This window comes from Streptomyces sp. NPDC054794, from assembly GCF_053611585.1.
Map to the genome: position 1 here is coordinate 103038 of NZ_JBSHAQ010000002.1, position 21950 is coordinate 124987.

Below are 21950 nucleotides of genomic sequence, written 5' to 3' on the forward strand. Positions count from 1 at the left end.
CACTCTCCCGCAGATCCGGTGAAACAATCCCCCCATGGCGGAAATCATCCAGAAGGACGGCACGTGGGCGTTCGACGCCGACGCCCTGCGACTGACCCCCGGACGGGACAAGAACGTCAGCCTCCTCCGCAAGACGCTGGGTGAACTGGTCGTCCCGCTGGGCGCGTTGGCCGGGATCTCGTTCGAGCAGGGCAAGAGGTCGGGGCGGCTGCGACTGCGGCTGCGCGACGGCGCCGACCCGCTGCTGCAGGCGACCGGGGGCCGGCTCACCGAGCCGCACGCCCCCTACCAGCTGACCGTCGAGTCCGACCGCTACGGCGTCGCCGAGTACTTCGTGGACGAGGTCCGCAACGCCCTGCTGCTGGACGAGGTTCCGGCCGACCCGGTGTCCGGGTATCTGCTGCCCGGCCCGTCCGTGCCGCTGTCCGTCTCCGCCGGGGACGGCACGGCGGGCTTCGACGGCGAGCACGTGCGCCTGGAGTGGAACTGGAAGACGGAGGACGCCAAGGCCGCCGCCGGGGCCCGCTCGCTGGACGTCACGGAGATCACGGGCGTGGAGTGGCAGCCGGCCGCCGGGCTGGAGAACGGCCACCTGCGCTTCACGGTGCGCGGCGCGCCCACCAAGGCGCCGCCGAAGTACGACCCCAACGCGGTCGAGCTGTGGGGCTTCAAGAAGGACCCGCTGATGGCGCTGGTGGCGGCGGCCGTGCAGGCGCGGCTGCCGCATCCGTCGGGCGCCGCCGTGGCCGACGTACGACCCGAGCTGCCCGAGCTCCCGGCGCAACGGTCCGCGCCCCCGGCCGAGGACGACCACGACGCGCTGCTGCGGCGGCTGCGGGAGCTGGGCGAGCTGCACCGCACGGGCGTGCTGACCGACGAGGAGTTCACGCTGGCCAAGCAGGCGGTCCTCAAGCGCATGTGAGGACCGCCGGCCCGGCGTGGAACGCCGCCGGGGCTACTTCGCCCGGCGGGCCACCGTGAAGTGGTCGATGCGGTCGCCGCTCTCGGCGATGCCCTGGACCTTCAGGGTGGTGTAGTGGCCCTTCGGCGCGGGGGTGACGTCCACGCGCAGGAAGGAGTAGTTCAGGTAGCGGACGCGGGACCAGGTGACGGTCTCGTTCTGCTTGCCGTCCTTGAGGTTGATGAACGAGGCGACGGAGTCGACCTCGTGCTCGTGGCCCTCGTAGGAGTCCGGGGCGCTGAAGGCGTACAGGCTGCGGCCGGCCGCGCCCGCCGTGACGTACACCACGCCCTCGGTCTCCGAGTACGCCGTGCCGCCGATCGGCAGCTTCTTGGTGACCTCGTTGCCCTTGATGACGTCGGTGCGCTCGTACTGGTGGTTGTGCCCGTTGATGACCAGGTCCACCTGGTACTTGTCGAACAGCGGCACCCACTCCTGGCGCACGCCCCCTCCGAGGCGTGTGCGGTGGAGGTGCAGTAGGCGCAGTGGTGGAAGAACACGATGACGAAGTCGATGTCCTTCGAGGCGCGGAACTTCTTCAGCTGCCCCTCGAACCATGTCGTCTGGGTTCCGCCGGAGATGCCCAGGTTTGCCGGGATCTCGAAGGAGACGTCGTTGGGGTCCAGCGAGATTACCGCCGTGTTGCCGTAGACGAAGGAGTAGACGCCCGGCAGGTTCTTCGGGTCCGGACCGTTGTCCGGGAGCGTCCAGCGGGCCTCCTCGCCGCCGTAGCCGTTGGGCGAGTACCAGGCCTCCATGTCGTGGTTGCCGTAGCTGACCATCCACGGGATCTGCTTGGCGACCGACTCGGTCTGGTACAGGAACTGGTCCCAGGTGCGCGAGTCGAAGCCGGTGTCGGTGGTCTTGCCCTGGCCGGCCGGGTCGCCGTAGGCGATGTCACCGGCGTGCAGGTGGAAGGCCGGGTTCTGGCCGAGGATCAGGCTGTCGTTGGCCAGGGCGTGGTAGCTGACACCCTGGTCGCCGAAGGCCGTGAAGGTGAACGGCGCCTTGTGGGCGGGGGCGGTGGTGAAGGTGCCCACCGTGCCGGCGAGGTGCGGCTGGGCCGGGTCGAAGCCCTGGTGGCCGACGCCGTAGTAGTAGGTCCTGCCGGGGCGCAGGTGGGTGAGCTGGGCGTGCAGGTAGTACTGCGTGTGGTCGCCGCTCGCGCCGACGCCGGCCGGGGTGTAGAGGGTGCGGACCTCGGCCTCGATCTTGCGGGACAGGTCCCAGGGGTGGGCGCCGATGCGGATGAAGGGCTTCTTGACCGCGACCGGGACCTGCCACGAGACCGTCATCTCGGTGCGCGGGTCGCTGCCGTAGGCGAGGTGGCGGCCGAAGGGGGCGACCAGGGCGCCGTCGACGCTCTCGGTGGCCGGGGCGGTGGACCGGGTCGGGACGGCGGCCTGGGCGGTGCCGCCCTGCACGAACGCGCCACCCGTGACGGCGCCCAGCGTGACGGCGCCGCCCCTGATCATCGTGCGCCGCGAGAATCTGGCGCGCAGGTACTCATGCTGCTCGGCCATGCTCATGCGCGCGGCCAGCTTCTCGGGTACTCCCATGCGAGGAATGTCCATGGCGTCTGAAACTCGTGGCTCAGGGCGACGAGACGCAAGACACAGGATGGACAGATCACGAACAGGGGTCCATGAGGGATTCAATGTTCGACCAAAGCTTTTCCAGAAGCACCTGCCCGGAATCGGGCAGGATTCTTGCGAATATCGCGCCGGTACCTCAGGATCTACCGGGTGCACGATGAACTGGTTGATCACCTCACGCGATCCACGCCCCTCAACCGGGGCGAGGCGCTGCGTGTCATCCAGGACGTGCTCGCGTTCTTCGACGAGACGACCGAGGACTACGTCCGTCGCCGCCACCGCGAGCTCCAGGCCCAGGGCCTGGTGAACGCGGCGATCTTCGACAGGATCGAGGCGGACCTGAAATACCGGGCGGTGGCGCCGCCGGAGCTGACGCTCAGGCAGCTGCGCCGCATGGTCTACGGCTGAGACGCCAGGCTGAGAGATACCTATACATGTGCGGAATTGTCGGATACATCGGGAAGCGCGACGTCGCGCCGCTGCTCCTGGAAGGCCTGCAGCGCCTGGAGTACCGCGGATACGACTCCGCGGGCATCGTCGTCACCTCCCCGAAGACGGCCGGCCTGAAGATGGTCAAGGCCAAGGGCCGGGTGCGCGACCTGGAGGCCAAGGTCCCGGCGCGCTTCAAGGGCACCACCGGCATCGCCCACACCCGCTGGGCCACCCACGGCGCCCCGTCCGACGTGAACGCCCACCCGCACATGTCGGCCGACCAGAAGGTCGCCGTCGTGCACAACGGCATCATCGACAACGCCTCCGACCTGCGCCGCAAACTGGAGGCGGACGGCGTCGAGTTCCTCTCCGAGACCGACACCGAGGTCCTCGTCCACCTGATCGCCCGCTCCCAGGCTCAGACCCTGGAGGAGAAGGTCCGCCAGGCGCTCCGGCTCGTCGAGGGCACCTACGGCATCGCCGTGATGCACGCCGACTTCTCGGACCGCATCGTGGTGGCGCGAAACGGCTCCCCGGTCGTCCTCGGCATCGGCGAGAAGGAGATGTTCGTCGCCTCGGACATCGCCGCGCTGGTCACCCACACCCGCCAGATAGTCACCCTCGACGACGGCGAGATGGCCACCCTCAAGGCCGACGACTTCCGCACGTACACCACCGAGGGCACCCGGACGACGGCCGAGCCGACCACCGTGGAGTGGGAGGCGGCCTCGTACGACATGGGCGGCCACGACACGTACATGCACAAAGAGATCCACGAGCAGGCCGACGCCGTGGACCGCGTGCTGCGCGGCCGCATCGACGACCGCTTCTCCACCGTGCACCTCGGCGGCCTGAACCTGGACGCCCGCGAGGCGCGCAAGATCCGCCGCGTGAAGATCCTCGGCTGCGGCACCTCGTACCACGCGGGCATGATCGGCGCCCAGATGATCGAGGAGCTGGCCCGCATCCCCGCCGACGCCGAGCCGGCCTCCGAGTTCCGCTACCGCAACGCGGTCGTGGACCCCGACACGCTGTACGTCGCGGTCTCCCAGTCCGGTGAGACGTACGACGTGCTGGCCGCCGTGCAGGAGCTGAAGCGCAAGGGCGCGCGGGTCCTCGGCGTGGTCAACGTGGTCGGCTCCGCGATCGCCCGCGAGGCGGACGGCGGTATCTACGTGCACGCCGGGCCCGAGGTGTGCGTGGTGTCCACCAAGTGCTTCACGAACACGACGGTCGCCTTCGCGCTGCTCGCCCTGCACCTGGGCCGCACCCGTGACCTCTCGGTGCGCGACGGCAAGCGGATCATCGAGGGCCTGCGCCGGCTGCCCGCACAGATCACCGAGATCCTGGAGCAGGAGGACGAGGTCAAGAAGCTGGCCGAGCAGTACGCCGAGGCCCGCTCGATGCTCTTCATCGGCCGCGTCCGGGGCTACCCGGTGGCCCGTGAGGCCTCCCTCAAGCTCAAGGAGGTCTCCTACATCCACGCCGAGGCCTACCCGGCCTCCGAGCTCAAGCACGGCCCGCTGGCGCTGATCGAGCCCGCCCTGCCGACCGTGGCGATCGTCCCCGACGACGACCTGCTGGAGAAGAACCGCGCCGCCCTGGAGGAGATCAAGGCCCGCAGCGGCCAGATCCTCGCGGTGGCGCACCAGCCGCAGGAGAAGGCCGACCAGACGATCGTCGTCCCGAAGAACGAGGACGAGCTGGACCCGATCCTGATGGGCATCCCGCTCCAACTCCTCGCCTACCACACGGCCAAGGCCCTGGGCCGCGACATCGACAAGCCGCGCAACCTGGCCAAGTCAGTGACGGTGGAGTAGGAAATCCCCGCGCCGGCGGCAGCGATAATCGAGCAACCCCTGCGGCGAGCAACCACGTCCGCGAAAGCGGCGCCGGTTCAGGCGCAAAAAGGGGAACGGACCCCCTGTGCGCCACCAGCCACGGGGGGTCCGCTCATATCCACCGGGGCCGCCCAACTCCCCGGTATCGCTGCCGTTTCAGCCGGTGGCCGTCACCCCCCGGCCGGCAGCGCGTCGCGGAAGGGCCGTGGGCCAGTGGGCGAGGGCCGCGGTGGCGCCGTACCAGGCGACCGCTCCGGCGGCGACGGCGCACCAGCCGCCGACCTTGGTCAGGCTGCCGCTGTCCGCGAAGCGGGCGACGGCGAGCAGGAGCATGGACACGAACAGCAGTCCGTAGGTGCCCTGGACGAGCCTGTCGCCGCCCGCCACGGTCAACGACAGCGCCACGAGGGCGAACAGGAGCAGGAAGAGTCCGGCGGCGTTGTCCGACATCTGGTTCCCGGCCGAGACCGCCCAGGTGAACCAGAGGGCGCCGAGCGCCGAGAAGGCCGTACCGGTGGCCGAGTCGCGGTCACGGAGGGCCAGCAGGCCGGCGACGAACAGTGCGACGCCGCCGACGTAGTGGGCAAGGGATACGGCGTCTGCCGCCGTCACGCCGTCGATCACATCGGTGTTGCCGAGTCCGAACGCCAACAGGGTGATACCCAGGGCGAGTCGGCCGACGGTCGTGGTGGTGCTTCCCGCAGAGACGTCGTTGTCCACGGCGGGCTCCCTTCATGCATGTGCAGGTGCGCGGTGACCGATATATGCCCTTCACAAGGGCACAAACACATCTACGCATGAGTAGATTTAACCGGTCCGCAAAGGGAGTTGACCGCGGGCGAGAGGGCTACGGGATGACCACCACGGGCCGCCGGGCCCGCTTGGCGAGCCGCCCCGCGACGGATCCGAAGATGCGTCCGACGATCCCGTGGGTGGACCCCACGACGATCGCGTCGGCCTCGTACTCCTTGCCCACCTCTTCGAGCTCGTGGCAGATGTCACCGCCGCGCTCGACGAGGATCCAGGGCACCTCCGCCAGATAGTCGGCGCAGGCGAGCTCCAGGCCCAGCACCTCGGTGCGGTGGTCCGGCACGTCGACGAAGACGGGTGGCTCGCACCCCGCCCACACCGTGGTCGGCAGCCGGTTGGCGACGTGGACGATGATCAGGCCCGAGCGGGAGCGATGCGCCATGCCGATCGCGTAGGCGAGGGCGCGCTCGCTGGACGTCGAGCCGTCGAAGCCGACGACGACGCCGTGCTTGAAGGCGGGATCGCAGGAGGGACGTGACTCTTCCGCCGCCAGGGGATCGGCCGCCGTGTGGTCGGCGACCGGCCGCTTGCGGTCCGCGGGTTCGAAGAATTCGTGACCGGCCATGGGTGTCTCGGCGTTGTGATCCTCGTGGATGGGACGGCAATGTGCGCGGAGCTGTGTCCGGGAAACATCTTCCCGACCCCATACCCCCAAGGGTACGGCGGCACGCCTCCTTCGCCCAGAGCCCTCACATTCCCCCGGTTTCCGGGTCGCTCGAACCGGGGGACCCCATCGCGGGGTTCCAGGGAGCATGCACGAGGGGGCGCCCGTAACGCAATGGTTGCTGCCCCGTACAGGCGGTTTGCACGGGATTCAACAACGCGTGGCCCCGCCTGCGGTGACCGACCGATCGAACACGCGTTGATCCGGGGTGAGCCACCGCGACAGGGAGTACGTGATGTCCGGACCCCGACACACCACCGAGCCGCGTTCCACGCCGGACACCGTCAGCGACGTGGTCCGCTGGGCGGCTTTCAGCTGCGTCCTCGTCCCCGTCGTCCTGCTCTGGTACGGCACCTCGCTGGCCGGCGCCGCGGGTACCGCGTTCGGCCTGGCCGCCGTCACGGGAGTGTGTCGGATTCTCCTGCGCCACTCCGAACGCTGCGCCACGCAAAGAGGCGGACGTCACACCAAGGGCAATAGACCGGTCGACTGACCGGTTTCCGCGCACACGGACGCTTCTTTTCAGCCAACTTCTGGACAGTGTGCAAGAGGGCACCCAACCACCCCCCAACCCCCGTTCCACCTGCACGGAAAGGGTCCAGGCGGCCCTGCGCACCCTACGCGGTTTAGCCACCGCGACAAGGCGCACTTCCCCGCACGGCCCACGAGTGCAACGCTTCGTGATCGAATGCTTCACGCCAAGTTGTCATGTCGACTTTGTACCGAGTGTCGATCTGGTCATCGCGACAACGCGGGACCCAGTAGATTCGATCTTGACTGTCTTACGGCGGGGGACTCGTGCAGGACCAAGGGGAAACGTGCAGGAGCGACACAACCGAGGAGCCGCGACCACCGAGGGGGGCTTAGCAGGATGAGCCACGACTCCACTGCCGCGCCGGAAGCCGCGGCCCGGAAGCTGTCCGGGCGACGCCGCAAGGAGATCGTCGCGGTGCTGCTGTTCAGCGGCGGCCCCATCTTCGAGAGTTCCATACCGCTCTCGGTGTTCGGCATCGATCGCCAGGACGCCGGAGTGCCGCGCTACCGCCTGCTGGTGGCGGCCGGCGAGGAAGGCCCGCTGCGGACCACAGGGGGCCTGGAACTCACCGCGCCGCATGGCCTGGAGGCGATCTCGCGGGCGGGCACCGTCGTGGTGCCGGCCTGGCGGTCGATCACCTCGCCACCGCCCGAGGACGCGCTCGACGCGCTGCGCCGGGCGCACGAGGAGGGGGCGCGCATCGTCGGACTGTGCACCGGCGCCTTCGTCCTCGCGGCGGCGGGCCTGCTGGACGGCCGGCCCGCGACCACGCACTGGATGTACGCACCGACGCTGGCCAAGCGCTACCCGTCGGTGCACGTCGATCCGAGAGAGCTGTTCGTCGACGACGGGGACGTCCTCACGTCGGCGGGTACGGCGGCCGGGATCGACCTGTGTCTGCACATCGTGCGGACGGACCACGGCAACGAGGCGGCCGGCGCGCTCGCCCGTCGCCTGGTGGTCCCGCCGCGCCGGTCCGGCGGTCAGGAGCGCTACCTCGATCGGTCTTTACCGGAGGAGATCGGCGCCGACCCGCTCGCCGAGGTCGTCGCCTGGGCGCTGGAGCATCTGCACGAGCAGTTCGACGTGGAGACGCTGGCGGCACGCGCCTACATGAGCCGGCGCACCTTCGACCGCCGCTTCCGCTCGCTCACCGGGAGCGCTCCCCTGCAGTGGCTGATCACCCAGCGGGTGCTGCAGGCACAGCGGCTGCTGGAGACGTCGGACTACTCGGTGGACGAGGTGGCGGGCCGGTGCGGATTCCGTTCGCCGGTGGCCCTGCGCGGCCACTTCCGCCGCCAGCTGGGCTCGTCCCCGGCGGCCTACCGCGCCGCCTACCGGGCGCGGCGGCCGCAGGGCGAACGGCACAGCGACCCGGAGTCCGCGGCGTCCATGGCCGGTGCGCCCGGACTGCCGCCGGGACCGATGGGTCCACCGCCCGCCATGCTGCATCCGGAGAGCCCGGTGCCGATGCAGACACGACGTACGGCCACGCTCGGCCTCTCGCCTAGCCTGCCGGGACCGCGCAGCGCCAGCTGAGCGAAGAACACCGAAGAACACCGCAGAACACCGAAAAGGGGGTCCGGGGCTGAGTCCCGGACCCCCTTTTCTTGTACCCGTCCGCGTGGGCCGGGAAATCGACCGCCGTCCGGGGGCTCCGCTCCGGGCGGCAGCGCGCCGTAAGGTTAGACACATGAACGATCGCATGGTGTGGATCGACTGCGAGATGACCGGTCTCTCGCTGTCCGACGACGCTCTCATCGAGGTGGCCGCGCTGGTCACCGACTCCGAGCTGAACGTGCTGGGCGAAGGGGTGGACATCGTCGTCCGTCCCCCGGACTCGGCACTGGAGACGATGCCGGAGGTGGTGCGTCGGATGCACACCGCGTCCGGACTGCTCGACGAGCTGGCCGGCGGTACGACGCTGGCCGACGCCGAGGCGCAGGTCCTGGCGTATGTCCGGGAGTGGGTGAAGGAACCCGGCAAGGCCCCGCTGTGCGGCAACTCCGTGGGCACCGACCGCGGCTTCCTGCTGCGGGACATGCCGACCCTGGAGGACTACCTCCACTACCGGATCGTCGACGTCTCCAGCATCAAGGAGCTCGCCCGGCGCTGGTACCCGCGGGCCTACTTCAACAGCCCCGAGAAGAACGGCAACCACCGCGCCCTCGCCGACATCCGCGAGTCGATCGCGGAACTGAGGTACTACCGCGAGGCCATCTTCGTACCGGAGCCGGGCCCGGACTCGGACACCGCGAGGACGATCGCCGCCAAGCACGTCCTGCCTGCTCAGCAGGCGTGACGGGGGCCCGCGCGGGGCTACTGGAAAAGCCGTGCGCGAGCACCCCTTCGGACCCTGTACACTTTTTCTCGGCCGGTCGGGGAAAACACGGAACCGAACCGCCGGTCGTGGTGGGTGTAGCTCAGCTGGTAGAGCACCTGGTTGTGGTCCAGGATGCCGCGGGTTCGAGTCCCGTCACTCACCCTGAGTAATCAGCCGGTGACCCAGTCGAAAGACTGGGTCACCGGCTGATTCGTTTTCCGGGCCCACGCCCCTGCCCATCCGGCCGCGCCTGCGAGGCTCGTGTCCGAGACCCGAAGCACCGAGGCGCCCAGGCGCGGCGACGCCTAGGACGACGTACGCACCACCAGCTCCGCGGGCAGTACCAGGTGCCGTCGCTCCAGCTCCCGGGACGCGGCCGGGCGGCGGTCGGCGATCTCCGTCAGCAGCAGGTCGATCATCGCGCGGCCCATCTCGTCTATGGGCTGGCGGACGCTGGTGAGCGGCGGGTCCATGTGGCGGGCGATGGCCGAGTCGTCGTAGCCGACCAGGGCCACGTCGTCAGGGATGCGGCGGCCCGCCTCGCGCAGCACCTGGCGGGCGCCGGCCGCGGTGACGTCCGAGCCGGCGAAGACCGCGTCCAGGTCGGGGCGGCGGGCCAGCAGCTCCGTCATCGCGCGCCGGCCGCCCTCCTCGGTGAAGTCGCCGGACTCGATGAGGAGTTCGTCCACCTCGTGGCCCGCGTCGCGCAGGGCGTCGCGGTAGCCGGCGACGCGGCGCTGGGCGCCGTACACGTCGAGGCGCCCGGTGATGTGGGCGATCCTGCGGCGGCCGCGGGAGAGCAGGTGCTCGACCGCCGAGCGGCCGCCGCCGTAGTTGTCCGAGTCGACCGAGGTCAGCTTCTCCGCCGCCGAGCGGGGGCCGCTGATCACGGCCGGGATCTCCAGCTGGGCGAGCAGGTCGGGCAGCGGGTCGTCCGCGTGGACCGAGACCAGCAGGACGCCGTCCACCCGGTGCGCGGCCAGGTACTGGGCGAGCCGCTGCCGCTCCCGGTCGCTGCCCGCGAAGATCAGCAGCAACTGCATCTCGGTGTCGGAGAGTTCCGCGCCGACGCCGCGCAGCATGTCCGAGAAGTACGGCTCCGCGAAGAAGCGGGTCTCCGGCTCGGGGACGACCAGGGCGATCGCGTCCGTGCGGTTGGCGGCCAGGGCGCGGGCCGCGGTGTTGGGCACGTAGCCGAGCTCGGCGACCGCCGCCTCGACGGCCGCGCGGGTCGCCTCGCTGACCCGGGGCGAGCCGTTGATCACCCGGGAGACCGTGCCGCGGCCGACGCCGGCCCGGGCGGCGACCTCTTCGAGGGTCGGCCGACCACCACTGCGCCCCCGCGTTCCGTGGCTTGCCATGGGCCCCGCCTCCCTCGACCGTTCATGTGGCTGGCCTGGAATCTAACAGTCGCACCGCGACGGTGATCGTCGCTCGGGCGCCCCACCCGGGTCGGCCAACGGGCCGATAACTGAACGCATCTCGCCGCGCTCACTCCCTTGACACCCCCGCGGGAAGCGGCGACTCTTCAACACATCACTTGTGGGAGCGCTCCCACAGTACCTGACACATACACATCCCGCACGTTCCCCGCCCGAGCCGCAGCGAGTACGAACGGGCCCAACAGTGCAGTTGGCCGGGGGGTCGGCACGTCAGGCAACAGGAGGACGCAATGCGCACGAGCACCCGCCGGTCCCACAGGCTGGTGGCCTTCGCGGCCGTCGCCGCGCTGGCCACGGGACTGCTGGCCGGCTGCGCCAACGACTCGGACGACGGCTCGTCCAAGTCGGACGGCGGCGGCAACGGCAGTGGCAAGGGCAAGACCACGTTGACCATCGGGACCTTCGGCGTCTTCGGCTACAAGCAGGCCGGCCTCTACGACGAGTACATGAAGCTGCACCCGGACATCAACATCAAGGAGAACGTCACCACCCGTACAGACGTGTACTGGCCGAAGGTGCTCACCCGGCTGCAGGCCGGCTCCGGCACCGACGACATCCAGGCCATCGAGGTCGGCAACATCACCGAGGCCGTGCAGACGCAGGGCGGCAAGTTCGTCGACCTCGGCAAGGACGTCGACAAGTCCCAGTGGCTGGACTGGAAGAACGCCCAGGCCACCACGAAGGACGGCAAGCTGATCGGGCTCGGCACGGACGTCGGCCCGATGGCCATCTGCTACCGCAAGGACCTGTTCAAGAAGGCCGGCCTGGAGACGGACCGGACCAAGCTCGCCGCGCAGTGGAAGGGCGACTGGGCCAAGTACGTCGACCTGGGCAAGGAGTACATGAAGAAGGCGCCCAAGGGCACCAAGTTCGTGGACTCGGCCTCCTCCGTCTACAACGCGGCCCTCGGCGGCGGCAGCGAGCGGTACTACGACAAGGACGGCAACGTCATCTGGGACAAGTCCGACGGCGTGAAGAAGGCCTGGGACGTCGCGATGACCGTGGCGACCAGCGACATGTCGGCGAAGCTGAAGCAGTTCGACAAGCCTTGGGACCAGGGCTACGCCAACGGCACCTTCGCGTCGGTGGCCTGCCCGGCCTGGATGATCGGCTACATCGAGCAGAAGTCCGGTGACTCCGGCAAGGGCAACTGGGACGTGGCGGCGGCGCCGACCGCGGCCAACTGGGGCGGCTCCTTCCTCGGCGTGCCGACGGCGGGCAAGCACCAGAAGGAGGCCGTCGAACTGGCCAAGTGGCTGACCGCGCCCGAGCAGCAGGCCAAGGTCTTCGCCAAGCAGGCCAGCTTCCCGTCGACCCCGTCGGCGTACACGAGCCTGAAGCCGGCGGCGGACACCACGGCGTACTTCTCCGACGCGCCGATCACGCAGATCTTCGCCGACTCGGCCAAGACCATCCCGGTCCAGTACTTCGGCATCAAGGACCAGCCGATCAACACCGCGCTCACCGACGTCGGCATCCTCCAGGTCGAGCAGAAGGGCAAGAGCCCCTCGGACGGCTGGAACGCGGCCGGTAAGGAGATCAAGGACGTGCTCGGCCAGTGACCAACCCCAAGCAGGCTCTCGCGCAGCCCGCGTCGAGCCCTGACGCCGCGTCCGGCAAGCAGCCGGGCGCGGCCCCGGGCGCGGACGGTCGCGGTGCGCCGGCCGACGCCGACTCCTGGCGCAGCCGGCTCTACCGCTGGGACATGAAGGCGTCGCCGTACGCGTTCATCGCCCCCTTCTTCCTGCTCTTCGGGGCCTTCTCACTGGTCCCGCTGCTGTACACGGCCTGGTACTCGCTGCACGACGTGCAGCTGTCCGCGCTGGACCACCAGACCTGGGCGGGCCTGGACAACTACAAGAACCTGTTGTCCTCGGACTTCTTCTGGAACGCCCTCGGCAACACCTTCACCATCGGCGTGATCTCGACCGTGCCGCAGCTGATGGCGGCGCTCGGGCTCGCGCACCTGCTCAACTACCGGCTGCGCGGCTCCACCGTGTGGCGGGTCGTGATGCTCACCCCGTACGCCACCTCGGTGGCGGCGGCGACGCTGGTGTTCACGCTGCTGTACTCCTGGGACGGCGGCATGATCAACTGGATCCTGCACTTCTTCGGCGTGGATCCCGTCAACTGGCGGGAATCCGACTGGGGTTCGCAGTTCGCGGTGTCCTCCATCGTGATCTGGCGGTGGACCGGCTACAACGCGCTGATCTACCTCGCGGCGATGCAGGCGATCCCGACCGACCTGTACGAGTCGGCGGCGATCGACGGCGCCAACCGCTGGCAGCAGTTCCGGCACGTGACGATCCCGCAGCTGCGGCCGACGATCCTGTTCACGGTGGTCGTCTCCACCATCGGCGCGACCCAGCTCTTCGGCGAGCCCCTGCTGTTCGGCGGGGTCAGCGGCTCGAAGGGCGGTTCGGAGCACCAGTACCAGACGCTCGGCCTGTACATGTACGACCAGGGCTGGATCATCGGCAACCTCGGCAAGGCGTCCGCGATCGCCTGGTCGATGTTCTTGATCCTGCTGGTCGTCGCCGCGGTCAATCTGCTGCTCACCCGACGGCTGAGGAAGTCCCAATGACCACCAGTGAACTGACCCTGCCCACGACGGCCGAGGCCCGGCCGAGGCGCCGCCGGATGCTGGGCGCGGGCAAGCAGCTGAACGCGGGCCCGGTCACCTATGTCGTGCTGACCGTCTTCGCGCTGGTCTCGCTGGCGCCCCTGGTGTGGACGGCGGTCGCGGCCTCGCGCACCGACCGGCGGCTGGCGCAGACCCCGCCGCCGCTGTGGTTCGGCGGGAACCTGTTCAGGAACCTCCAGTCCGCGTGGGACGAGGCCGGTCTCGGCACCGCGATGCTCAACTCCACGTTCGTCGCGGGCATGATCACGGTCAGTACGGTCCTGTTCTCGACGCTGGCCGGGTTCGCCTTCGCCAAGCTGCGGTTCCGGTTCTCGAACGTCCTGCTGCTGCTGACGATCGGCACGATGATGATCCCGCCGCAGCTGGCCGTCGTACCGCTGTATCTGTGGATGTCCGACCTCGGCTGGTCCAACCAGCTGCAGACGGTCATCCTGCCCAGCCTGGTGACCGCGTTCGGCACGTTCTTCATGCGGCAGTACCTGGTGCAGGCGCTGCCGACCGAGCTGATCGAGGCGGCCCGGGTGGACGGGGCGAGCAGTCTGCGGATCGTGTGGCACGTGGTGTTCCCGGCGGCGCGGCCGGCGATGGCCGTGCTCGGCCTGCTGACCTTCGTGTTCGCCTGGAACGACTTCCTGTGGCCGATCATCGCCCTGAACCAGCAGAACCCGACCGTGCAGGTCGCGCTGAACTCGCTCGGCACCGGCTATGTGCCGGACCAGGCGGTGATCATGGGGGGCGCGCTGCTCGGCACGCTGCCGTTGCTCGTCGCCTTCCTGCTGTTCGGCAAGCAGATCGTGGGCGGGATCATGCAGGGCGCGGTCAAGGGCTGACCCGCGGCCAGGCCTCCAGGGGGCCGAACCACCGCCACCTCGGCCCCCTCTTCCTCCCCCTCTTCCTCCCCTTCTTCCTTCCCTCCCCTTCTTCCTTCCTCTCCCCCTCCCCATTCGCCCGTCGGTCTCCACGGCCGATCTCCCATGGGAGCGCTTCCATGTCTGAACCCGTTACCCCCGTGACCTTTCCTCCCGCCTTCCTCTGGGGCGCCGCGACCTCCGCGTACCAGATCGAGGGAGCGGTGCGGGAGGACGGCCGCACCCCCTCGATCTGGGACACCTTCAGCCATACGCCGGGCAAGACGGCCGGTGGCGAGTCCGGTGACATCGCTGTCGACCACTACCACCGCTACCGCGAGGACGTGGCGCTGATGGCGGAGCTGGGCCTGACCGCGTACCGGTTCTCCGTCTCCTGGTCCCGGGTGCAGCCGACGGGGCGGGGCCCGGCGGTCCAGGTGGGCCTGGACTTCTACCGGCGGCTGGTCGACGAGTTGCTCGCGCACGGCATCCAGCCGGCGATCACCCTCTACCACTGGGACCTGCCGCAGGAGCTGGAGGACGCGGGCGGCTGGCCGGAGCGGGACACGGCGCTCCGCTTCGCCGAGTACGCGCGGATCGTGGGCGAGGCCCTCGGCGACCGGGTGGAGCAGTGGATCACGCTCAACGAGCCGTGGTGCAGCGCCTTTCTGGGGTACGGCTCGGGGGTGCACGCTCCGGGACGTACGGAGCCGGAGGCGTCGCTGCGGGCGGCCCATCACCTGAACCTGGCCCACGGGCTGGGTGCTTCGGCCCTGCGCTCGGTGATGCCGGCCCGCAACTCGGTCGCGGTGAGCCTCAACTCCTCGGTGGTGCGCACGGTGTCGCGAGACCCGGCGGATCTCGCGGCGGCGCGGAAGATCGACGACCTGGCCAACGGGGTCTTCCACGGGCCGATGCTGCACGGGGCGTACCCGCGCACGCTGCTGTCGGCCACGTCGTCGGTGACGGACTGGTCGTACGTGCGCGACGGCGACCTCGCGGCGATCCACCAGCCGCTGGACGCGCTGGGCCTCAACTACTACACGCCGGCGCTGGTCTCGGCGGCCGGGTCGGTGGCCTCCGGCCCGCGCGTGGACGGGCACGGGGCGAGCGACCACTCCCCCTGGCCGGGCGCGGACGACGTGGCCTTCCACCAGACGCCGGGCGAGCGCACCGAGATGGGCTGGACGATCGACCCGGCAGGCCTGCACGAGCTGATCATGCGGTACAGCCGGGAGGCGCCGGGCGTGCCGCTGTACGTGACGGAGAACGGCGCGGCGTACGACGACAAGCCGGACCCGGACGGCCGCGTCCACGACCCCGAGCGCATCGCCTATCTGCACGGCCACCTCGCGGCGGTCCGCCGCGCCATCACCGACGGCGCGGACGTGCGCGGCTACTACCTGTGGTCCCTGATGGACAACTTCGAGTGGGCGTACGGCTACGGCAAACGGTTCGGCGCGGTGTACGTGGACTACTCGACCCTGGAGCGCACCCCGAAGTCGAGCGCCCACTGGTACGCCCGAGCAGCTCGGACGGGGGCACTGCCGGAGGTGGGGGCGGGGATGTAGGGGGGTCTCGGGGGCCCGAGCGCCGACGCCCGCGTGCCCCGGCCGAAGGTGGGGGACGTTCGGCCGGGGCGCGGGCCCCGTTGGATCGGTGGTTCGGGTCAGCCGATCGTGGCGAAGGCCTTCGAGAAGGCGAACTTGTCCTGGGCTATCGAGCTGCACGTGGCGTCGGCGGTGGGCTTGGGGCCGCCGGTGCACTGCTTGTCGCGGGTGGCGGACCACATCGACAGCCAGGCGATGCCCTTGGACTTGGCGAAGCTCGCCAGCTGCGTCGCGTCGTCGACCTTGAAGACCTCGGTGGAGACGTCGTTGACGCCGATCATCGGGGTGACGGCGACCGTCTTCCAGGCCGCGCTGTCGGACAGCCCCAGCACGCTCTTGACCTGGGCCTGGGTCGCGGTGGCGGCCTGCTCGGCGTACGTGCCCATGTCGCCGCTGTACGAGGCGCCGTAGTCCATCGCCATGATGTTGACCGTGTTGATCTTCACGCCGTTGGACTTGGCGTTGGAGAGCAGGTTCACGCCGTCCTGGGTCAGCCCCTCGGGCATGACGGGGAGGGTGAAGGAGACGTCCAGGTTCGGGTGCTGCGCCTGGAGTTTGGCGATGGCCTGGGCGCGGCGCGTGTTGGCCGCCGTGTTGGGCAGCGCCCCGCCCTCCACGTCGAAGTCGACCTTCGTGAGCTTGTAGGCGTCCACGGCCTTGCCGTACGCCGCCGCCAGCGCGTCCGCCGAGGAGCAGGTCGTGGCCAGTTCGGAGCCGGAGGCGCCGCCGAAGGAGACCCGGACGTCGCCGCCCTTGGCGCGCAGGGAGCCGATCTGGGCCGCCACGCCGTCGCTGCCCAGGTCGGTCACGCCGCCCCACTTGGGCGTGCAGCCGCCGCCGTCCGTGACGAAGGCCAGGTTGTAGTTCTTCACGCCGGTCGCGTCCGCGGCGGCGAGGAGGTCGAAGGCCGGGTAGAGGGACGTGTCGACGTACGGGGCGAAACCGGCGGAGGTGGTGGTGCCGCTGCCGGTGCCGGTTCCCGTGCTCTGGGAGGGGGTGGGCGTGGGGGTCGGGGTCGACGGGCGTGTGGTGGAGGACGACGGGGTGGGGGCCGCCGTCGGGGCCTGCGACTGCGTCGGGCGGCCGCTCGGCTCGGGCGTCGCGGTGTCGTCGGCGGAACACTTCGCGTTGTCGATGCGACAACCGGTCGGCGCGCCGGTGCCGTTCACCACGAAGCCGACGGTGACCGACTTTCCGGGCGCCAGCCCGTCCGTGTCCCACTTCGGCGGCTTCACGGTGACGTGCTGCCCGCTCACGCTCGACTCGCCGTTCCACAGGGAGCTGAGCTTCGTGCCGGCCGGCAGGTCGAACTCCAGCGTCCAGTCCTTCTCCGCCCGGTCGCTGTTGTTCGTGACGACGTACTGCCCGGTGTACCCCGTCGACCAGTCGCTGGTCCTGGTGTACGCGGCGCCGACCCCGGCGGCGTGCGCGATACCGCTGAACATGACCGCTCCGCCGCCGACCACGGCCGCGGCCACCAGACCGCCGATCGTCTTGTTCCTGCCACTGATCCTGCGCCGGTGGATACTCATGCGCGTGCCTGCCTTCGCTCTTCCGGGTGGGGTGCGGCAGCACGCTAGCGGCCGAGAATCGGACAAACTGCCTGATCGGGGCGGCCGTTGAGGATCTTAGGGTGCGCTTAAGGAAGGGATCGGGAACGGTTAAAGGTAGAGACCAATCTGCGGGCGCGGCGGCGGCGCACGGCGCCCCGGTGGCCCCTGCGCACCGGCTCGCGCCCGTCCAGCTGGATCCAGATCCGCACCTCGGTGCCGCCCAGCACCGACGAGCCGATCCGCACGTCACCGCCGGTGGACTCGGCGAGCCGGCGCACGATGTCCAGGCCGAGGCCGGTCGAACCGTCGGTGCCGGAGCCGCGGCCCCGGGCCATCGCGGCCTCGGGGTCGGGTATGCCGGGGCCCGCGTCCGAGACCAGCACGATCACCGCGTCCTCCCCGTTGTGCACGTCGACCGCGAAGGCCGTGCCCTCCGCGGTGTGCCGGAAGACGTTGCCGAGCAGGGCGTCGAGGGCCGCGGCCAGGTCGGCGCGGGCCACGGGTATGCGCACCGGCCGGTCCACGCCGGCCACCCGCCACTTGCGGCCCTCGTCCTCGGCCAGCGCGGACCAGAACTCCATCCGCTCGCGGACGACTTCGCCGGCATCGCAGCCGGCGCCGGGACCGGCGGCCGCGGTCTGCGGCTTGGCCTCCCGGGCCGTACGGATGATCGTGTCGACCTCGCGCTCCAGCTGGGCCACGGCGGCCCGGGTCTGCTCGGCGGCCGCGCCGTCGCCCAGTGAGGCCGCGTTCAGCCGGAGGACCGTGAGGGGGGTGCGCAGCCGGTGGGAGAGGTCGGCCGCCAGCTCCCGCTCGTTCGCCAGGAGTTGGACCACCTGGTCGGCCATGGAGTTGAACGCCACGGCGGCCAGCCGCAGTTCGTTCGGCCCCTCCTCCGGCACTCTCGCCCCGAGCTTGCCCTCCCCGAGCTCGTGCGCGCCCTCGACGAGCCGCTGGGCGGGCTGCACCATCCGTCCGCCCAGCCGGTCGGCGACGGCGACCGAGCCGAGGATCAGCGCGACGCCGACCGCGGCGAGGACCGCCCAGGCCGTACCCACGCCGTTGCTGACCTCGGACTCGGGGACGTACACCTCGACGACGGCTATCGCCCCCGAGCTCAGCGCGACAGGCTGGAGCAGGGTGGAGCCGCCGGGCACCTCCGTGGTCGAGGCGCGGCCCAGTCGGCGCACCGTCGCGATGTCCCGGTCCGCGGCGCGCTGCCGGCCGAGGTCGACGGCCGCCGTGGCGTCGACGGCGGGTATGTGCACGGCCATCCCCGCGTCCGAGCCCGCGGAGGCGACGACCCGCTCCAGCTTGTCCCGGTCGGTGGTGATGGACAGCGCCGGGGCGAGGGCTGCGGCCTCGCGCTCGGCGTTCGAGAAGGCGCGGTCCCGGGCCATCTCCTTGATGACCAGTCCGAGCGGGACCGCGAAGGCGACCACGACCATGGTGGTGACCGCCAGACAGACCTTGACCAGTGCCCATCTCATCGCGACGGCTCCGCTCCCTGGGGCGGTTCGAGCTTCACGCCGACGCCGCGCAGGGTGTGCAGATAGCGCGGGCGGGCTGCGGTCTCCCCCAACTTCCGCCGCAGCCAGGACAGATGGACGTCGATGGTCTGGTCGTCGCCGTACGACTGCTGCCAGACCTCGGCGAGCAGTTCCTTGCGCGGGACGACGACGCCGGGCCGGCCGGCCAGGAAGGCGAGCAGGTCGAACTCGCGGCGGGTCAGGTCGAGCCGCACGCCGTCGAGTTCGGCCTGGCGGCGCAGCGGGTCGACGGTCAGGCCACCGACCCGGATCACGGCGGAGGGCGGGGCCTCGCCGGTGGTCGCGCGGGCGCGGCGCAGCACGGCGGCGATGCGGGCCGACAGGTGTTCGACCGAGAACGGCTTCGTGAGGTAATCGTCCGCGCCCGCGTTGAGCAGCCGGACGACCTCCGTCTCGTCGTCGCGCGCGGTGGCGATGATGACGGGCACGTCGGTGATGCCGCGCAGCATCTTCAGGGCCTCGGACCCGTCCAGATCGGGCAGGCCGAGGTCCAGGATGACCACGTCGAAACGGAAATGGGCGACCTCGCGCAGCGCCTCCAGCGCCGTGCCGACGCTGCGCACGGTGTGCGAGGCGTCGGTCAGATGCCGGATGAGCGCCGAGCGTACGAACTGGTCGTCCTCGACCACGAGCACACTTGCCATGCGCCGCACCGTACGCCATGCGGCCGATACCGGTCCGGCGCCTGTGGATAACTCCGACCATGTGCGTCCGGTGGGACACGTGAGGCAGTATGGCCCGCGATGCGCAAGGGACTCGTACACGTACTGGCTTGGTCGCTCGCCACGGGCGCGGCGGTCACGCTGTCGTGGTGGGGTGTCCACACGGTCATGGCGGGGACCGCCTACGATCCGCCGCGCGCCCTGCCCATCACGGCGGCCGACGCGACCACGCAGCGGTCGAAGCCGCTGGCGTCGTCGACGGCCCGGCCGCCGGCCGCGTCCGAGAGTCCCTCCGGCAAGCCGTCCGCGTCCGCCACGCCGACGCCCTCGCGCACCCCGACCCGCAAACTCAGCCCCTCCGCCGGCTCCGCCGGGCAGATCAAGGGTTATGACACCGACGGCGGGCGCGCGGTCTTCGACCTGGGCACGACGAGCGCGACGCTGGTCTCGGCGACGCCGGGCACCGGCTGGTCGATGCAGGTGTGGAAGACGGAGTCGTGGATCCGGGTGGAGTTCAGCAGGGGCGCGGACCGGGTGTCGGTGTTCTGCACGTGGCACGACGGGCCGCCGCGGGTGGAGATCGGCACCTACTGAGCGGCCCTGCCTCGCGCGGGACTTGAGCCCGTCGCGGTCAGCGGAACACGGAGGGCGGCGGGGCCGGTGAGGCGACCGCCGCGGAGTCCGTCACGGGGACGGCCCCCCCGGTGAAGTCGGTGAGGGACCTGCCGTGTTCGACCCGGGCCGGGTGCGGGTCGGAGGCGGCCCGGCGGGTCAGTTCGGCGACCGGCAGCGGCCCGTCCGAGGCGACGAGGACGGCGTTGCCGAACCGCTTGCCGCGCAGCACGGCCGGGTCGGCGACCAGCGCGAGTTCGGCGAAGCGGGCGGCGGCCGTGGCTATCTGACCGCGCAGATGGGCGAGCGGCGGGCCGTCGGCGAGGTTGGCGGCGAAGACGCCGGCGGGCGCAAGGGTCCGGCGTACCTCGTCCAGGAACTCGGTCGAGGTGAGGTGGGCGGGTGTACGGGCTCCGCTGAACACGTCGGCTATGACCAGGTCCGCCCAGCCGTCCGGCACCTTGGCGAGGCCCTCGCGGGCGTCCACCGACCGCAACCGGATCCGGGCGCCCGGGTCCAGGGGGAGCTCACGGCGGACCAGCTGGACGAGGCTCGCGTCGCGCTCGACGATCTGCTGGGTGGAGCGGGGGCGGGTCGCGGCGACGTACCGGGCGAGGGTGAAGGCGCCGCCGCCGAGGTGTACGGCTTGGACGGGCTTGCCGGGCGGGGCGAGCAGGTCGATGACGTGCCCGAGCCGCCGCTGGTACTCGAAGGAGAGGTACGCCGGGTCGTCGAGGTCGACGTGCGACTGCGGGGCGCCGTCGATCAGCAGCGTCCAGGCCCGTCCGCGGTCGGGGTCGGGTATGAGCTGCGCCAGGCCGCCGTCGACGGCCTCGGTGACGGCTTCGACGGCCACCGACCTGCGCCGCGGACCCCTGGACTTCCCCATCGAACCATTTTCGCAGGCCCGGGACACGCCTGCCGGACGGGGCACCGGGAGCGGCGGCGGGCGGGAGGACGGGAAGGGGCGACGGGTGGCCGGACGCCATACCGACGGCCGCCGGTGGGGCCGGGAAGCGGAAGGCGGTAGGACGCCCCCCGGCAGCCAGTGGCGCCGGGCAGGCGGCAGCCGGTCGGGCCACGCCGACGGCGACCCGTGGAACCGGGAAAACGGCGGCCGGTCGGGCCACATCGACAGCGGTCCGTGGAACCGGCGACGCGGCGGTCCGCCGGACGCAACCCCGGCGCCGACCGCCCCGGACGGCCAGAAGAGCTCAGCGGCAGCTGTCCGCCGCCTCGATCAGGCGGGCCGCCTCGCCCAGGGCGCGGCGCAGGACCGTCGGGTCGGTGGCGAGGTCGGCCTCGCCGGGGGGCAGGAGCCAGTCCGAGCCCTCCACCGGCGGCTCGGGGGGCAGGCTCAGCCCGCGGCCGTCGGTCTTCGTGCAGGTGCTCCCCGGGACGTCCCAGGCGGCCGCGGTCCCCGGCGGCACCAGGAAGCCGAGCGTGTCGCACTCGTCGTCGTGCAGGACGGGCCCCACCGAGTCCCCGGCCCCCCGCCGCAGGATGTCCACCGCCTCCAGCCCCTGCCGGGCCGGCACCGTCACGAGGTCGCAGCCCACATCGCACGCCGTACTGGCCGACGTACAGGGATCGTTGCTCCGGCTGGTCTCCATTCCGGCCTCCACCACACAGCCCTTCGCGGTCCACCCCGTCCAACGCGGCTCCGTGTCAACGGCTACGGCGCAAGTGCGCCGCAAAGGATGGCAGTTCATGGCAGATCGTGGATGAGATATCCGGTTTGTAGCCAAACGCAGCGTGGCGAGTCCGATACAGCGGGTACGTTCTTGCCCGCCGGAATCAGAGTGCCACACGGGCGACTTGCCCCTGTTTCCCCTGAATCCGGCATGGTTCGACGGTTCGCACGAGAG

At 70.7% G+C, this 21950-nt stretch carries 19 protein-coding genes, 1 tRNA gene and 1 pseudogene; 12 read left to right on the forward strand and 9 right to left on the reverse strand.

The window, feature by feature from the left end; translation table 11 throughout:
* Window positions 1-34: 34 nt before the first annotated feature.
* A complete protein-coding gene (locus tag ACWGKT_RS02535) occupies window positions 35-922 on the forward strand; it encodes a DUF4429 domain-containing protein (RefSeq protein ID WP_453272162.1) in 888 nt (295 codons plus the stop codon).
* Window positions 923-955: 33 nt separating this feature from the next.
* On the opposite strand, the pseudogene ACWGKT_RS02540 reads toward ACWGKT_RS02535, so the two are convergent.
* Window positions 956-2520, reverse strand: a pseudogene (locus tag ACWGKT_RS02540) (fibronectin type III domain-containing protein).
* A gap of 186 nt (window positions 2521-2706) precedes the next feature.
* Between ACWGKT_RS02540 and ACWGKT_RS02545 the strand changes: the two are divergent.
* Complete coding sequence (locus ACWGKT_RS02545; RefSeq protein WP_356155376.1) at window positions 2707-2964, forward strand: hypothetical protein; 258 nt, start codon at window positions 2707-2709, stop codon at window positions 2962-2964.
* A gap of 26 nt (window positions 2965-2990) precedes the next feature.
* A complete protein-coding gene (gene glmS / locus ACWGKT_RS02550; RefSeq protein ID WP_356155379.1) occupies window positions 2991-4808 on the forward strand; it encodes a glutamine--fructose-6-phosphate transaminase (isomerizing) in 1818 nt (605 codons plus the stop codon).
* Window positions 4809-4985: 177 nt separating this feature from the next.
* Here glmS and ACWGKT_RS02555 read toward each other — a convergent pair whose 3' ends face one another.
* Together ACWGKT_RS02555 and ACWGKT_RS02560 are read right to left on the reverse strand one after the other, a co-directional pair.
* The gene (locus ACWGKT_RS02555; RefSeq protein ID WP_235456192.1) at window positions 4986-5549 is read right to left on the reverse strand and encodes a GPR1/FUN34/YaaH family transporter; all 564 of its coding nucleotides are present in this window, start codon (window positions 5547-5549) and stop codon (window positions 4986-4988) included.
* A gap of 127 nt (window positions 5550-5676) precedes the next feature.
* A complete protein-coding gene (locus ACWGKT_RS02560) occupies window positions 5677-6204 on the reverse strand; it encodes a universal stress protein (protein ID WP_235456193.1) in 528 nt (175 codons plus the stop codon).
* A gap of 334 nt (window positions 6205-6538) precedes the next feature.
* Between ACWGKT_RS02560 and ACWGKT_RS02565 the strand changes: the two genes are divergently transcribed.
* From ACWGKT_RS02565 to ACWGKT_RS02580, 4 genes are all read left to right on the forward strand, one after another.
* Window positions 6539-6796, forward strand: a complete 258-nt coding sequence (locus tag ACWGKT_RS02565) for a hypothetical protein (RefSeq protein WP_453272163.1) — start codon at window positions 6539-6541, stop codon at window positions 6794-6796.
* 378 nt (window positions 6797-7174) lie between these two features.
* Window positions 7175-8377: a helix-turn-helix domain-containing protein gene (locus ACWGKT_RS02570; protein ID WP_356155385.1), complete on the forward strand. Its 1203-nt coding sequence runs from the start codon at window positions 7175-7177 to the stop codon at window positions 8375-8377.
* A gap of 154 nt (window positions 8378-8531) precedes the next feature.
* Complete coding sequence (gene orn / locus ACWGKT_RS02575) at window positions 8532-9140, forward strand: oligoribonuclease (protein WP_356155388.1); 609 nt, start codon at window positions 8532-8534, stop codon at window positions 9138-9140.
* A gap of 110 nt (window positions 9141-9250) precedes the next feature.
* Window positions 9251-9323: transfer RNA gene (locus tag ACWGKT_RS02580), tRNA-His, on the forward strand.
* 143 nt (window positions 9324-9466) lie between these two features.
* Here the strand turns inward: ACWGKT_RS02580 and ACWGKT_RS02585 are convergent.
* On the reverse strand, window positions 9467-10522 hold the full coding sequence (locus ACWGKT_RS02585; protein WP_453272164.1) for a LacI family DNA-binding transcriptional regulator: 1056 nt from the start codon (window positions 10520-10522) through the stop codon (window positions 9467-9469).
* A 311-nt stretch (window positions 10523-10833) separates the two neighbouring features.
* Here ACWGKT_RS02585 and ACWGKT_RS02590 point away from each other — a divergent pair, with 311 nt between their 5' ends.
* The 4 genes from ACWGKT_RS02590 (at window position 10834) to ACWGKT_RS02605 (ending at window position 15666) form a co-directional block, all read left to right on the forward strand.
* On the forward strand, window positions 10834-12165 hold the full coding sequence (locus ACWGKT_RS02590; protein WP_235456199.1) for an ABC transporter substrate-binding protein: 1332 nt from the start codon (window positions 10834-10836) through the stop codon (window positions 12163-12165).
* Window positions 12162-13187, forward strand: a complete 1026-nt coding sequence (locus ACWGKT_RS02595; RefSeq protein WP_453272165.1) for a carbohydrate ABC transporter permease — start codon at window positions 12162-12164, stop codon at window positions 13185-13187. The genes ACWGKT_RS02590 and ACWGKT_RS02595 overlap by 4 nt, the downstream gene beginning before the upstream one ends.
* A complete protein-coding gene (locus tag ACWGKT_RS02600; protein ID WP_453272166.1) occupies window positions 13184-14077 on the forward strand; it encodes a carbohydrate ABC transporter permease in 894 nt (297 codons plus the stop codon). Before ACWGKT_RS02595 ends, ACWGKT_RS02600 begins: the two co-directional genes overlap by 4 nt.
* A gap of 158 nt (window positions 14078-14235) precedes the next feature.
* Window positions 14236-15666, forward strand: a complete 1431-nt coding sequence (locus ACWGKT_RS02605) for a GH1 family beta-glucosidase (RefSeq protein ID WP_453272167.1) — start codon at window positions 14236-14238, stop codon at window positions 15664-15666.
* Between the two features lie 98 nt (window positions 15667-15764).
* Here ACWGKT_RS02605 and ACWGKT_RS02610 read toward each other — a convergent pair whose 3' ends face one another.
* The 3 genes from ACWGKT_RS02610 to ACWGKT_RS02620 form a co-directional block, all read right to left on the reverse strand.
* Complete coding sequence (locus ACWGKT_RS02610; protein ID WP_453272168.1) at window positions 15765-17237, reverse strand: glycoside hydrolase family 18 protein; 1473 nt, start codon at window positions 17235-17237, stop codon at window positions 15765-15767.
* Window positions 17238-17344: 107 nt separating this feature from the next.
* The gene (locus ACWGKT_RS02615; protein WP_356155403.1) at window positions 17345-18748 is read right to left on the reverse strand and encodes a sensor histidine kinase; all 1404 of its coding nucleotides are present in this window, start codon (window positions 18746-18748) and stop codon (window positions 17345-17347) included.
* Entirely contained in the window at window positions 18745-19452 is a 708-nt protein-coding gene (locus ACWGKT_RS02620) for a response regulator transcription factor (protein WP_356155406.1), read from the reverse strand. Before ACWGKT_RS02620 ends, ACWGKT_RS02615 begins: the two co-directional genes overlap by 4 nt.
* 99 nt (window positions 19453-19551) lie before the next feature.
* On the opposite strand from ACWGKT_RS02620, the gene ACWGKT_RS02625 reads away from it, so the two are divergent.
* Window positions 19552-20064: a hypothetical protein gene (locus ACWGKT_RS02625; protein WP_356155409.1), complete on the forward strand. Its 513-nt coding sequence runs from the start codon at window positions 19552-19554 to the stop codon at window positions 20062-20064.
* A gap of 37 nt (window positions 20065-20101) precedes the next feature.
* Here the strand turns inward: ACWGKT_RS02625 and ACWGKT_RS02630 are convergent, their stop codons facing one another.
* Window positions 20102-20971 carry a spermidine synthase gene (locus ACWGKT_RS02630; protein WP_453272169.1) on the reverse strand — a complete coding sequence of 290 codons (870 nt, stop codon included), beginning with the start codon at window positions 20969-20971 and terminating at the stop codon, window positions 20102-20104.
* Window positions 20972-21296: 325 nt separating this feature from the next.
* Window positions 21297-21695, reverse strand: a complete 399-nt coding sequence (locus ACWGKT_RS02635) for a hypothetical protein (RefSeq protein ID WP_453272170.1) — start codon at window positions 21693-21695, stop codon at window positions 21297-21299.
* Window positions 21696-21950: the final 255 nt, after the last annotated feature.

Excerpts from the sequence above, each read along its gene's own strand:
- ACWGKT_RS02535 (WP_453272162.1), top strand. The coding sequence starts at position 35 with ATGGCGGAAATCATCCAGAAGGACGGCACGTGGGCGTTCGACGCCGAC.
- glmS (WP_356155379.1), top strand. The coding sequence starts at position 2,991 with ATGTGCGGAATTGTCGGATACATCGGGAAGCGCGACGTCGCGCCGCTG.
- ACWGKT_RS02560 (WP_235456193.1), bottom strand. The coding sequence starts at position 6,204 with ATGGCCGGTCACGAATTCTTCGAACCCGCGGACCGCAAGCGGCCGGTC.
- ACWGKT_RS02565 (WP_453272163.1), top strand. The coding sequence starts at position 6,539 with ATGTCCGGACCCCGACACACCACCGAGCCGCGTTCCACGCCGGACACC.
- ACWGKT_RS02570 (WP_356155385.1), top strand. The coding sequence starts at position 7,175 with ATGAGCCACGACTCCACTGCCGCGCCGGAAGCCGCGGCCCGGAAGCTG.
- orn (WP_356155388.1), top strand. The coding sequence starts at position 8,532 with ATGAACGATCGCATGGTGTGGATCGACTGCGAGATGACCGGTCTCTCG.
- ACWGKT_RS02585 (WP_453272164.1), bottom strand. The coding sequence starts at position 10,522 with ATGGCAAGCCACGGAACGCGGGGGCGCAGTGGTGGTCGGCCGACCCTC.
- ACWGKT_RS02590 (WP_235456199.1), top strand. The coding sequence starts at position 10,834 with ATGCGCACGAGCACCCGCCGGTCCCACAGGCTGGTGGCCTTCGCGGCC.
- ACWGKT_RS02600 (WP_453272166.1), top strand. The coding sequence starts at position 13,184 with ATGACCACCAGTGAACTGACCCTGCCCACGACGGCCGAGGCCCGGCCG.
- ACWGKT_RS02605 (WP_453272167.1), top strand. The coding sequence starts at position 14,236 with ATGTCTGAACCCGTTACCCCCGTGACCTTTCCTCCCGCCTTCCTCTGG.
- ACWGKT_RS02610 (WP_453272168.1), bottom strand. The coding sequence starts at position 17,237 with ATGAGTATCCACCGGCGCAGGATCAGTGGCAGGAACAAGACGATCGGC.
- ACWGKT_RS02615 (WP_356155403.1), bottom strand. The coding sequence starts at position 18,748 with ATGAGATGGGCACTGGTCAAGGTCTGTCTGGCGGTCACCACCATGGTC.
- ACWGKT_RS02620 (WP_356155406.1), bottom strand. The coding sequence starts at position 19,452 with ATGGCAAGTGTGCTCGTGGTCGAGGACGACCAGTTCGTACGCTCGGCG.
- ACWGKT_RS02625 (WP_356155409.1), top strand. The coding sequence starts at position 19,552 with ATGCGCAAGGGACTCGTACACGTACTGGCTTGGTCGCTCGCCACGGGC.
- ACWGKT_RS02630 (WP_453272169.1), bottom strand. The coding sequence starts at position 20,971 with ATGGGGAAGTCCAGGGGTCCGCGGCGCAGGTCGGTGGCCGTCGAAGCC.
- ACWGKT_RS02635 (WP_453272170.1), bottom strand. The coding sequence starts at position 21,695 with ATGGAGACCAGCCGGAGCAACGATCCCTGTACGTCGGCCAGTACGGCG.